This is a genomic window from Frankia sp. RB5, from assembly GCF_059816245.1.
Genome location: NZ_JCBATA010000049.1, coordinates 1 through 12,182 on the forward strand (window position 1 = coordinate 1; position 12,182 = coordinate 12,182).

Annotated in this window: 7 protein-coding genes and 1 pseudogene; 4 read left to right on the forward strand and 4 right to left on the reverse strand. The window is 75.8% G+C overall.

What is annotated here, in order from left to right; genetic code table 11:
• Positions 1-176: 176 nt before the first annotated feature.
• Complete coding sequence (locus AC6EXY_RS23140; RefSeq protein ID WP_499818989.1) at positions 177-1,838, reverse strand: FAD-binding oxidoreductase; 1,662 nt, start codon at positions 1,836-1,838, stop codon at positions 177-179.
• Between the two features lie 174 nt (positions 1,839-2,012).
• On the opposite strand from AC6EXY_RS23140, the gene AC6EXY_RS23145 reads away from it, so the two are divergent.
• Complete coding sequence (locus tag AC6EXY_RS23145) at positions 2,013-2,609, forward strand: TetR/AcrR family transcriptional regulator (RefSeq protein ID WP_499842404.1); 597 nt, start codon at positions 2,013-2,015, stop codon at positions 2,607-2,609.
• Complete coding sequence (locus AC6EXY_RS23150) at positions 2,606-4,273, forward strand: glycerol-3-phosphate dehydrogenase/oxidase (RefSeq protein WP_499842405.1); 1,668 nt, start codon at positions 2,606-2,608, stop codon at positions 4,271-4,273. Before AC6EXY_RS23145 ends, AC6EXY_RS23150 begins: the two co-directional genes overlap by 4 nt.
• A 1,741-nt stretch (positions 4,274-6,014) precedes the next feature.
• On the opposite strand, the pseudogene AC6EXY_RS23155 reads toward AC6EXY_RS23150, so the two are convergent.
• From AC6EXY_RS23155 to AC6EXY_RS23165, 3 genes and pseudogenes are all read right to left on the reverse strand, one after another.
• A pseudogene (locus AC6EXY_RS23155) lies at positions 6,015-7,244 on the reverse strand (sensor histidine kinase); the annotation flags it as partial.
• A gap of 157 nt (positions 7,245-7,401) precedes the next feature.
• Entirely contained in the window at positions 7,402-8,511 is a 1,110-nt protein-coding gene (locus AC6EXY_RS23160; RefSeq protein WP_101831344.1) for an acyl-CoA dehydrogenase family protein, read from the reverse strand.
• A gap of 154 nt (positions 8,512-8,665) precedes the next feature.
• Complete coding sequence (locus AC6EXY_RS23165; protein ID WP_101831345.1) at positions 8,666-9,844, reverse strand: acyl-CoA dehydrogenase family protein; 1,179 nt, start codon at positions 9,842-9,844, stop codon at positions 8,666-8,668.
• A gap of 274 nt (positions 9,845-10,118) precedes the next feature.
• On the opposite strand from AC6EXY_RS23165, the gene AC6EXY_RS23170 reads away from it, so the two are divergent.
• Complete coding sequence (locus tag AC6EXY_RS23170; protein ID WP_101831343.1) at positions 10,119-11,900, forward strand: glycerol-3-phosphate dehydrogenase/oxidase; 1,782 nt, start codon at positions 10,119-10,121, stop codon at positions 11,898-11,900.
• Between the two features lie 49 nt (positions 11,901-11,949).
• Positions 11,950-12,093 carry a GPGG-motif small membrane protein gene (locus AC6EXY_RS23175; RefSeq protein WP_165818325.1) on the forward strand — a complete coding sequence of 48 codons (144 nt, stop codon included), beginning with the start codon at positions 11,950-11,952 and terminating at the stop codon, positions 12,091-12,093.
• Positions 12,094-12,182: the final 89 nt, after the last annotated feature.

A 12,182-nucleotide genomic window follows, 5' to 3' on the forward strand; every position in this document is an offset into this window, starting at 1 on the left:
CGGTGCGGGCACGCCGCGCACGCCGACGTGAACGCGGCCGTCAACATCCTCAGGGCCGGGCTGGCCCTTCAGACCGCGGCAACGTCGTCCTGAGAAGCCGCCGGCCTCAGCCGGTGGAGGAGTCACGGTGGTGGTGTACCCGCCGGGAGGCCAGGCGACGAGGTCAGGCGACGAGGTCAGGCGACGAGGATGCCGGGGTTGAGGATGCCGGCGGGGTCCAGGGCGCGCTTGACCGCGCGCAGCACGTCCTCGCCGAGCGGGCCGACCTCGGCGCCGAGCCAGGGACGGTGCTCGGTGCCGACGGCGTGGTGGTGGGTGATCGTGCCGCCCGCGGCGACGATCGCGTCGCCGGCCGCCACCTTCGCCGCCCGCCAGCTACCGATCGGATCGGCGCCCTGGCCGCACACGACGGTGAAGTAGAGCGACGCGCCCGTCTCGTACAGATGGGAGATGTGGCACATCACCACCGGGGACAGGCCGGCGGCGCCGAGCGTGTCGACCAGCGCCCCGCGGACCCCCGCGTAGAGCGCCGGCAGCGCCGACCAGAAGCCGGCCGTCTCCAGCGTCTCGGCGAAGATGCCCAGGTCGAGCAGGGAGTCGCGCAGGTAGGGCGCGCGGAAGCGGCCCTGTTCCCAGTCGGCGCCGGCGTCGGCGTCGAGGCGGCGGGCGCCGCCGGCCAGCAGGACCTCGGCGACCTCGTTGGCCCGCCGCGCGACCGCCGGGCCGGGCCCCTCGTACCCGGTGATCAGATGGCAGCCGCCCGTGGTCGCGTCACCGCCGGGCCCGTCGTCCTGCGCGGCGCGGTCGCGGGCGGCCGGGCGCCGCCTCGGGGGGCGGGCGAGGCCCGCGATGGTCTCCGTCTCGTCGGACAGGCGGCACACGGTCGGGCGCAGGTCGCGGGCGGCGAGGGTGCGCAGCAGCCGGGTGCCGGTGACGAAGTCGGGCACCGACCAGCCCTCGTGGAGGCGCCGCGCGGGCAGCGGCCGCACCCGGCACACCACCTGGGTGATCACGCCGAACGCGCCCTCCGAGCCGAGCATCAGCTGCCGCAGGTCGGGACCGGCCGCCGAGGCGGGTGCCCGGCCGAGATCCCAGCTGCCCGCGGGCGTGGCCACCCGCAGCCCGACGACAAGGTCGTCGAACCGCCCGTAGCCGCCGGACGCCTGACCACTGGACCGGGTGGCGGCGAAGCCGCCGATGCTCGCGTACTCCCAGGACTGCGGCACGTGGCCCAGGGTCAGCCCGTGCTCGGCGAGCAGCGCCTCGGCGCGCGGCCCGCGCAGCCCGGCACCGAGCTCGGCCGTCCCCGACTCGCGGTCCACCCGGCCGAGGCCGTCGAGGCGGGCCAGGTCGAGGGCGATGCCCGGGCGCCCGGGCTGGCCGGTGGGCGCGAGGCCGCCGACGACGGATGTCCCCCCGCCGAACGGCACGACGACCACCCGTTCCCGGGTCGCCAGCCGCAGCACGGCGAGCACCTCGTCATGGTCGGCGGGCAGGACGACCGCGTCGGGGGCGGCGGAGGCGTCGCCGGCGCGCAGGCGCAGCAGGTCGGTGGTGGAGCGGCCGCGGCAGTGGCGCACCCGGGACTCGTCGTCGCCGCGCACGTGCCGGTCGCCGACGATCGCGGCCAGGGCGTCACGCGCGGCGGCCGGTAGCCGCGCCGGGGGCAGGCGGACCTCGGCGAGCCCGACGGGCGGGGTCGGCCGGGAGGGGATGCCGAGGCGGGCCAGCAGCAGGCGGACGCTCTCGGGCAGCGGATCGTGGGCGACCGCCGGACCCCAGCCCCACCAGACCGGCTCCGTCGAGGTGGTTCCGCGCGCTTCGTCGGTACTCGTCATGGTCACCTCGGCCCGCCGGCTCGATACGGCTCGATAGACTCCGACCTGAGACAGTGTGACAGTAGGCGTAACACTGTCACAAGAGCTCGTCCCACGATGGCACACCCGCGGCCGGCGCGCTGCCGGGGACGGCGTCGGGCGGGAGCCGGGTATCGGGCGCAGGAGGGCGGTCGCATGGAACTCGACATCGACCACCGTCACGCGGAGCCGGCGGGTGAGGTCGTCGCCGGCTGGGCGGGCGAGTCGACCGTGCTGGACGCGGCCAAGGCGTCCCTGCTGGCGGTCGGGGTGCGGCGCACCACCCTGACCGAGGTGGCGCGCCGCGCCGGGATGAGCCGGATGACCCTCTACCGTCGCTGGCCTGACCTGCGCTCCCTCGTCGGCGACGTGATGACCCGGGAGTGGAGCGGCGATCTCGACAGCCTCGTCGGCCACATCGTCGCGACCGTCGACGCGTTCCGGACGAACCCGGTCTACCTGCGCATCATCGAGACGGATCCGGAGATGCTTCTCCCCTATCTGACGGAGCGGCGCGGCGCGACCCAGCAGATGGTCGTCGATCTGCTGACCGACCAGCTCGGCGCCGCCGCCGCCCACGGCGTCGTGCGCGCGGCCGACCCGCAGGCACTGGCCGTCATGATCCTGCTGGTGGTGCAGTCGTTCGTGCTGTCCGCGGACGCTCTCGGCGGCGCGGTCCCGGAGCGGACCAGGACGGCCGAGCTGCGCCACCTTCTTCGCGCCTACCTCGCCCCCGCGGGCGGGCGGGCATGACCGGGCCCGGGCCGTTCGCGGCGTCCACGTCCCTCGACGCCCGTCGGCGGGCGCGGGAGCTCGCCGCGCTGGCGGACGGTGAGCGGGTCGACCTGCTCGTGGTCGGCGGCGGGGTGACGGGCGTCGGCGTGGCCCTGGACGCGGCGTCGCGGGGGTTGACCGTGGCGCTGGCCGAGGCACGGGACCTCGCGTTCGGCACCAGCCGATGGAGTTCCAAGCTCGTGCACGGGGGGCTGCGTTACCTCGCCCACGGTGACGTCGCGGTGGCCTGGGAGAGCGCGGTCGAGCGCGACATCCTCATGCGGTCCACCGCCCCGCATCTCGTCCGGGCGCTGCCGATCGTGACGCCGCTGACCCCGGCGGTGTCACCGCCGTCCGCCGCGGTGGTGCGGGTCGGCCTGCAGGTCGGCGACGTGCTGCGCCGGGCCGCCGGCACCCCGCGCGCCGTGCTGCCGGCGCCGCGGCGGCTGACGGCCGTGGAGACGCTCGGGCTCGCTCCCGCGCTGGGCGAGACGGGCCTGCGCGGCGGCCTGGTCTACTGGGACGGCCAGCTCGTCGACGACGCCCGCCTCGTCGTCGCGCTCGCCCGCACCGCCGCCGGCTTCGGCGCGCGGATCCTCACCCGGCTGCGGGTGACGGGCATCGAGCCGGCCGGCTCCGCGGTCGGCCCGGGCCGGTCGTGGTCACGTCAGGGCGGCTTCGTGGTGGCCGCGCGGGACGTCCTCGGCGGCGGCGACGTGGAGATCCGGGCCCGCGCCGTGATCAACGCGACCGGCGTGTGGGCGCCGGCGCTCGCGCCCGGCATCCGGCTGCGGCCGAGCCGCGGGACGCATCTGGTGGTGCGTTCCGAGGCCTTCGCCGGGGGGCGCGGCGCGCTGTCCGTGCCGATCCCGGGCGAGCGGGGCCGGTTCGCGCTCGTGCTCCCGCAGGGTGACGGCCGGGTCTACATCGGGCTCACGGACGTTCCCGTCGACCGGATCACCGATGTTCCCGAGCCGGACGAGGCCGAGATCACCCAGCTCATCGAGATCGTCTCGACGGTGCTGGCCGCACCGCTGGACCGCGCCGACGTGGTCGGCACGTTCGCCGGACTGCGCCCACTGCTCGACGACGAGCACCATGCGGACGGCGAGCACCTGGGCGGCGGAGGGCGGGCGGGGTCGGCTGGCGCGGCACGATCCGGCCGGCACACCGCCGACCTGTCCCGCCGCCATCTCGTCCACACCGGGGACGACGGCCTGGTCACCGTGGTGGGCGGCAAGCTCACCACCTACCGTCGGATGGCCGCCGACGCGGTGGACGCCGCCGTCGCGGCCGCCGGCCTGCCCGCCGGGCCCTGCCGCACCCGGCACCTCGGCCTCGTCGGCGCGGCGCCGCGCGCCCGGCTCGCCGCGATCGCGGCCGCGCGCCGGCTGGTCGAGCGGTACGGGACGGAGGCGCCCCGGGTGCTGGCACTCGCCGACGGCGAGCCGGGCCTGCTCGCCCCGGTCGCCGCGGGGGTGCCGGTCACGGGGGCGGAGTGGTTGTTCGCGGTATGCCACGAGGGGGCGTTGGATCCGGCGGATCTGCTGGACCGCCGTTCGCGGATCGGCCTGGTCCCGGCGGAGCGCCGCGCTGCGCTCGCCGCGGCCACCCGCCTGTTCGACCACGCCGCGTCCCTCTGACCTGGTCGCCGCCCAGGTCGAGGTCGCGCAGGCCGGTCATCGCCGCGAAGGCGTCCCCGCCCGGGACGACCGGCCGCCGCCCGGCCCCGGGCGGGTCCCCGTCGCCCGCGGCGCCGCCGCGCGGGGCGGGCGTCCCCACGCCCACGGCCTCCACCGAGCTCACAGCCTCCGCCAAGCTGACAGCCTTGGCCGAACTCAGGGCACCGGCCGAGGCGGTGGCGCCGGCCGAGGCGGTGGCGCCGGCCGAGGCGGTGGCGCCGGCGGGACCGGTCCGGCCGGCGGTCCCCGCGGGCACGCTGCCGTCCTCCGCGGCGGACCAGTGCAGCTCCACGCAGACGACGCCGTCCGCGATGCTCCCGCCCGCGCGGACAAGGCCCGACCCGGCCGGCCCGAACTCACCGGTCCGGCCGAAGTCGGCGAGGGTCATCGCGCGGCGTGGCGAGCGCCCGCCGCCCCGTCGCTCGCCACCGCCCCGTCCCGCGCGCACCGGAACGGATCGAGCCGCGGGCATCGCACCCGCGCCCGCCGCGGCGGGAGTCGGAGTCGTGGCGGGGGGCGAGGACGGCTCGACGCTCGGCGCGGGCAGGTCGACGCCCGGTGGCAGGGATTCGGGGTCCGGCAGGGCGCCCTCGGCGCCAGACGCCGGTCGGGCGGGGCCCTGCCCGCGGCCCCCGGCCTCGGGCGCGGCACGGTCGGGCTTCGGCGCGGGCCGGGAAGGATAGGTGAGGTAGATGTCCGCGTGACTGTCGGTGAGGTAGCCGGTGAGCACCACCGGGCCGCGGCGGACGGCGGAGAGCACCGCCGAGACCCGCGCGAGGAACTCCCGCGCCACCGCGTCGGGCACGGAGCTGAACTCGCCGGCGGTCTGCACGGTGACGGCGATGCCGCGGGCCTCGACCTCCTCGATCGGGCCGGCGAGGCCCCGCAGCGCCGCGGGCCCGGCGCCGGTGAGGTCACGCCGCAGCGCCCGGGCCCGGGCCGTGCAGCGGGCGCGGACCAGCGAGTCGGCCGGATCCAGCCGGCCGGCCGAGATGTCGCGCAGCAGCGGCAGGAAGCGGGCGTCCAGTTCGGCGAGGCGTCGCTGCCGGTCGCGGCGCAGGGTGCGGTCCAGCACGCGCCCATTGCGCAGCTCGGCGTCGAGATCGTCGGCGCGCGCCCGTTCCTGCGCGCTGGCCCGCAGCACCGGGCCGAACATGGTGACCAGCAGCTGGAGAAGCACCAGCCCGTGCACGGCGGCCACCAGCCGGGACATCACCAGGTTCTCGTACCAGCCGCCGAGCGCGTAGACGATGGCGGCCATCGCGAGCGCCGAGACGGCGGTGGCGGCGTAGCGCTCACGGCGGGGCCGGGACAGGCCGGCCATCGCCACCAGCAGCGGGTTGACCATCGTGGTCCCCCAGCTCACGACCAGCACGCCGGCGTGTTCGGCGGTGTTGGCACCGCCGGCCACCGCCGAGGCGACCGCGAGCAGCACGACGAGGAAGGACTCGGCGCCGGTGAGCGTCCTGCGGGCGGCCACCCGCGCCGTCACGCCGACGACGACGGCGGTGGCCGCCCAGATCCCCACGCCCGCGAGCAGCGAGCGGGACGTGTCCCGATGCAGCACGACCGGGGTGAGCGCCGCGAGCCAGCCCACGACCATCGCCACCGCGAACGAGCGGCGGGCGGCCGCGGTCAGCGACTCCTCGAGCCGCGCGGCGGCCGAGGCGTCGGCGGTAGCGGGCGGCGGCGGGTCCCAGCGCAGCATGACCCGGGTGCCGCGGCCGGGCTCGGACCAGATGTCGGCGGAACCGCCCACCGACCGCATCCGGGCGGTCACCGAGTTACGTAGTCCCAGCCGAGCGCCGTCGGCGGGCAGGCCGGCCGGCGGGAAGCCGCGCCCCCGGTCGATGACGCTCACCCGCAGATGGCCGGGCCCCAGGTCGAGCACGACCCGGGCGTCCACGGTCCCGGCGTGGAGGCGCACGTTGCGCAGGGCCTCGCCGAGCGCGGCGGCGACGGCGGCCCCCACGTCATCGGGCACCCAGGCCGCAGCCGGATCAACGGCCGTCTCGACGGGCGGCGTGGCGTCCGAGCGCTGGATGGCGTCCGAGGGCGGCGCCGGCCGGGGCGCGGGGGCCGGCGGGGCCTGGTGGGCCAGGTCGGACCCGGGCGAGCCCACCAGGGTGACCCGCAGGCCGTCAGCCCGCGCCCCGGCCACCGCCCGGGCGATCCGCTCGGTCACGGAAGGGCCTGGCTCCGGCCGGCCGGCCAGATGGTCCTCGACGGCCCGGACGCTCTCGGCGCACTGGCGGCGCAGGTCGTCGACGGGCTGGTCCTCGCTCATCCCGAGACCGGTGAGCGTGTTGAGGATCGTGTCGTGCAGCAGGCGCTCCTGCTCCCGGGTGTCCCGCTCGCGCCCCTCGGCGACGACCAGCCGGCGCCGGCGGGCGGCGACCTCCCGGTGGTGCAGGTCGGCCCGGACGGCGACCCGGTGCAGCCGCCGGACGGCCTGATGCACCAGCCCGGCGACGACCAGCACGAGCGCGGACGCGGCGAACACCTGTGGCCGATGGCCCGACGCGGTGGCGAACTGGCTGGCGACGAGCGCCGCGACGGCGGTGGCGAACGCCGGGCGGGGCAGCCCGAACGCCGCCCCCACCGTGGCGGTGAGCGCCGCGACGAAGACGAACGACGACGGGTCACCGCGCGCCGCGTCAGGCGTGATCCAGGTGGCGACCAGCGCGGCGAGCACCGCCACGACGACGTCGGCGACGGCGAGCCAGCGGCTCGGCCGCCGGCGCAGCAGCACGACGAACGCCACGCACCAGGCCAGCAGCACCGCCGGGCCGACCAGCGCGAGCGGATGCGCGCGGTACCACCCGTTCCAGACCGCCAGGAACAGCAGCAGAAACACCATCTGCGTGGCCCGCAGCTGGGCGGAGCACCGAATCATCACCGCTGACAACGCCTGCACGGAGCGTCCGTTCATATCGCATAAGTGTGGAGGATCAGGCTGACGGCCACGGCGGCCGGTGCGGGCGATCCGAGCCCGGTCGCCTCGTTCCCGGCCGGCGGCCGAATGACATTTGCGAAATCCCCCCGGACGGCCTTCGCGCGGCGGCCGCGAGCCGCCGCGCGATACCCGGTCAGCGCACCGGACCGACGGTCAGGTGGGCCACCCTGGCATGGTGCTCGCGGGTGTCGCCGAAAGCACCGATCAGGCGTTTGGCGCGTTTGTAGAAGAAATGAGTGTCGTGTTCCCAGGTGTAGCCGGTTCCGCCGTGGTATTGGATCATCGCGGCGGTGGCGTCGCCGGCGGCCTGGTTCGCCTTGCTCTTCGCCACGGCGGTGGCGAGGTCGGCGTCCGGGGCGTCGGTGTCGATCGCGTGCGCCGCGTACAGCACGGCATGCTCGGCCATGGTGACGGCGACGTGCAGGTCGGCGAGATGGTGGGCGAGCGCCTGGAAGGCACCGACCGGCCGGCCGAACTGGATGCGCTCACGGTCGTAGGCGACGGTGCGCCCGAGTGCGACGCGGGCGACGCCGACGAGGTCCGCGGCGGCGAGCACCGCGCCGCGGCGCAGCAGGTCGGCGAACGCCGCCGCGTCCGAGCCCGGCAGGCGGGTGGCCGGCGCGCCGGTGAACGTCAGCGCCGCGAGCCGGGTGGTGCCGTCGAACCCTGCCCGCGGCTCGACCACGACACCCGGCGCCCCGCCATCCACCAGGTACAGCCCGATTCCCGCGCCGCCCTCGGCGGCGACGACGAGTAGCCGGGCGATGGCGGCGTATTCGACGCCGGACGCGACGCCGTGCAGGTGGCCCGCCTCGTCGGCGCGCACGGCGACGCCGTCCGTCCCGAAGCCGCCGCCCGGGCCCCGCAGGGCGACCGTGGCGACGAGGTCGCCGGCGCCGAGCGGGCCGAGGACCGTCGCTGCCTGCTCCGGGCCGCCGCAGCGCCGCACGGCCTCGCCGGCGAGCACCGTCGCCGCCCACGGCCCCGGCACCACCCCGGCACCGAACTCGCGGGCGACGACCTGGGCGTCGAGCAGGCCGAGGCCCAGCCCGCCGTGCTCGACCGGCACGCACACCGAGAGCCACCCCTGCTCGCCGATGGCCTTCCACAGGTCGGGTGGATGGCCGTCGGCGGCCGGGTCGGTGAAGACCGCCCGCACGGCGCTGAGGTCGAAGCGGTCGGCGAGCAGCTCACGGACGGACGCGGCGAGCGCGCGCTGCTCGTCGGTCAGGGCGAAGAACACGGGCGGCGGCCTCCTGACAGCGAGGACGGCAAAGGCGACGAGGACAGCGAAGACGGCGAAGACGGCGAAGACGAGGACAGCGAAGACAGCGAAGGCGCCGTCAAAGGCGGCAGGCGCCCGAGCGTCGCGGGCGATGCCGACGGATGCACGGCGCTCACGAGCCGCGGGGCAGGCCGAGCACGCGCTCGGCCACGATCGAGCGCTGTACCTGCGACGATCCACCCCAGATCGTCACCGACCGGGTCCAGAAGCTCTCCCGCCGCAGGTCGGTGAGGTCGAGATCGGCGAGCGGCCGGGTCAGCGCGACATCGGCGCCAAGCACCTCGTCGAACGTCTCGAACAGCCCCTGGTAGGCCTGGGACCACTGGAGCTTGGTGACCGACGAGGCGGCGCCGAGGTCGCCGCCCCGCTCGACCTCGGTGAGCACGTGCAGGGCGTGGTAGCGCAGGCACTCCAGCTCCACCAGGCGCGCGGCGAGCCGGTCGCGCAGCACCGGGTCGCCGTCGCGGCCCAGCGCCCGGGCGACGTCGACGATCTGGTCGTAGGCGCGCCGGAAGGCGGTGTACTGGCCCAGAGCCGACCCGCCGCGCTCGAACGAGAGCAGCAGCATCGCCGTCGCCCAGCCGTTGCCCAGACCGCCCACGCAGGCCGACGCGGGCACCCGGACGTCGGTGAAGAACACCTCGCCGAACTCGCTGACCCCGCTGAGCTGGCGGATCGGGCGCACTTCGACGCCGGGCGCGCGCATGTCGACGAGCAGCAGGGACAGCCCGCGATGCCGGCTCGACCCCGGCTCGGTGCGGACCAGGGTGAAGATCCGGTCGCCGCGGCCGGCGAACGTCGTCCACACCTTCTGGCCGTTGACGACGAACACGTCACCGTCGCGCTCGCCGTGGGTGCGCAGCGCAGCGAGGTCGGAGCCCGCATCGGGCTCGGAGAAGCCCTGGCACCAGATGACCTCGTTGCGCAGCATCGGGCCGATGATCTCGGTCTTCTGCGCCGAGGTGCCCACGGCCATCACCGTCGGGGCGAGAAAGGTGAGGCCCAGCGTGTTCACCGAGCGCGGGGCGCGGGCCCGGACCAGCTCCTCGTCGGCGATCGCGGCCATCGCCGGGGTGCCGCCGCGCCCGCCGTACTCGACCGGCCAGTCGATCCCGCCGAAGCCGGCGAGCGCCTTGCCCCGCTCCCAGTCGCGTCGCAGGTCGAACGCCGCGTCCTCGTCGAGCGAGCCCCAGAAGCCAGGCGCCGTCCAGGCCGCGGGGACGGACGCGGCGAGCCAGGCCCGAAGCTCCGCGCGGAACTCCTCCGCCTCCGGGGGGTAGGTCAGGTCCACGCGGTCCACCCCATCTGTCGTCAATCTCATCTGTGGACGTCGTCTCCTCCGGCGGGAGGACGCGGCCAGTCAGACCGTAGTACTCCCACAACCCGGCTGTGTGCTTACCGACAACGACCTGCCAGGCACGGCCGGTCGGCGGGCACCCCGGCGCCGTGGCGTCCGCCATCCGACGCCTGCCGTTCACCCACGCACAGGCGCCCGTCACCGTCAGCCGGCACGATGGACACGTCGCCCCGCAGGAGAAGTCGACCGATGGAGCAGGAGGATCGCCATGACGCCGACCAGGCCCGCCGCGCCAACCGCGAGCCTCGATCCCGCCCGCCGCGCCGACGCGCTGCGCCGGATGCGCACCGAGGTGATGGACGTCGCCGTGATCGGCGGCGGCGTGACCGGCGCCGGGGTGGCGCTCGACGCCGCCACCCGCGGCCTGTCGGTGGCCCTCGTCGAGGCCCGCGACCTCGCCGCCGGCACGTCCAGCCGGTCCAGCAAGCTCATCCACGGCGGCCTGCGCTACCTCGAGCAGCTCAACGCCCCGCTGGTCCGCGAGGCGCTGCGGGAGCGCTCGCTGATGCTCGACACGCTCGCCCCGCACCTCGTGCACACCGTCCCGTTCCTGCTGCCGCTGACCCGCCACGGCTGGGAGCGCGCCTACATCGGCAGCGGGGTGCTGCTCTACGACACCCTCGGCCAGGGGCTGGCCCGCATCGGTCCCGGCGGCGACGGCACGATGCCGCACCACCGGCACCTGACCCGCAGGGCCGCGCTGCGGATCTTCCCGTCGCTGCGCTCCGACGCCCTCGTCGGCGCCATCCAGTACTGGGACGGCCAGGTCGACGACGCCCGTCACACCCTGTTCGTCGCCCGCACCGCGGTGCGCTACGGCGCGGCGCTGGCCACCAGCGCCCGGGTCGTCGGACTGCTGCGGGAGGGCGAGCGGGTCGCCGGCGTCCGGGTACTCGACCTGGAGTCAGGCGGCGAGATCGCGCTGCGCGCCGAGCAGACGATCAACTGTGCCGGGGTGTGGACGGACGAGATCCAGGCCATGGTCGGCGGGCGGGGGAAGCTGTCGGTCCGGGCGTCGAAGGGCGTGCACATCGTCGTCCCCCGCGACCGCGTCCACGGCGAGACCGGGCTGATCCTGCGCACCGAGCGCAGCGTGCTCTTCGTCATCCCGTGGGGCGGCCACTGGATCATCGGCACCACCGACACCGACTGGAACCTCGACCTCGCCCACCCCGCCGCCAGCAGCGCCGACATCGACTACCTGCTCACCACCGTCAACAGGGTGCTGCGCACGCCGCTGACCACCGCCGACATCACCGGCGTCTACGCGGGGCTGCGCCCGCTGCTGGCCGGCGAGTCCGAGGACACCTCGGCGCTGTCCCGCGAGCACGCCGTCGTCTCCCCCGCGCCGGGCCTGACGATGGTCGCCGGCGGGAAGTACACGACCTACCGGGTGATGGCCGCGGACGCGGTGGACGCGGCGGTGGCCGGGATGAACCGGGCGGTGCCGGCGTCGTGCACGGAGAAGATCCCACTGCTTGGCGCGGACGGCTACCCCGCCCTGTGGAACGCCCGGGAGACCCTCGCCCGGCGCTTCGGGCTGCACGTCGGCTGGATCGAGCATCTGCTGCACCGGTACGGCACGCTCGCCGAGGAGGTGCTGGAGCTGGCCGCGTCCCGGGCGGAGCTGGCCCGCCCGCTGACCGGCGCGCCCACGTACCTCGCGGCCGAGGTCGTCTACGCGGTCACCCACGAGGGTGCCCTGCACCTGGAGGACGTGCTGACGCGGCGGACCCGCATCTCGATCGAGACGCCCGACCGCGGTGTCGACGCGGCCCGTGCCGTCGCCGACCTGATCGCCCCCACGCTCGGCTGGGACAGCAACGTGCGCGACCGGGAGGTCGAGCACTACCTGGCCCGGGTGGAGGCGGAGCGCGCCTCGCAGCGTGAGGCCGACGACGCCACGGCGGACGCGGCCCGCCTCGGCGCCCCCGACGTGCGCCGGCTGGGCCACGCGGAGACGCGGACGCCGGCGCCCGCCGCGGGCTGAACTGGGATGCCGACTGTTTTACTGGGGCTAGCGGCGGAATCCCGTTGACATGGAATTCATTCTCTGGTTGATCGCGGTGATCCTCGTCATCGCGGGGATCGTCACGATCGTGCGCGGCGCCCTGCTCTACGGCATCCTGCTCATCATCGTCGGCCTGCTCGTGGGCCCGGGCGGCGTGTCCGTCTTCAGTTGACGCCGACATCCGACATCCGACATCTGACGCCTGACGCCTGACGCCTGATGGCGGCTGCGCGGTGACAGCGCCCGGGCCGTGCCGTTCCC

What these genes read in the sequence shown, in the direction of transcription:
- AC6EXY_RS23140 (WP_499818989.1), bottom strand. Translation starts at nt 1,838, where the DNA reads ATGACGAGTACCGACGAAGCGCGCGGAACCACCTCGACGGAGCCGGTC.
- AC6EXY_RS23145 (WP_499842404.1), top strand. Translation starts at nt 2,013, where the DNA reads ATGGAACTCGACATCGACCACCGTCACGCGGAGCCGGCGGGTGAGGTC.
- AC6EXY_RS23150 (WP_499842405.1), top strand. Translation starts at nt 2,606, where the DNA reads ATGACCGGGCCCGGGCCGTTCGCGGCGTCCACGTCCCTCGACGCCCGT.
- AC6EXY_RS23170 (WP_101831343.1), top strand. Translation starts at nt 10,119, where the DNA reads ATGACGCCGACCAGGCCCGCCGCGCCAACCGCGAGCCTCGATCCCGCC.
- AC6EXY_RS23175 (WP_165818325.1), top strand. Translation starts at nt 11,950, where the DNA reads ATGGAATTCATTCTCTGGTTGATCGCGGTGATCCTCGTCATCGCGGGG.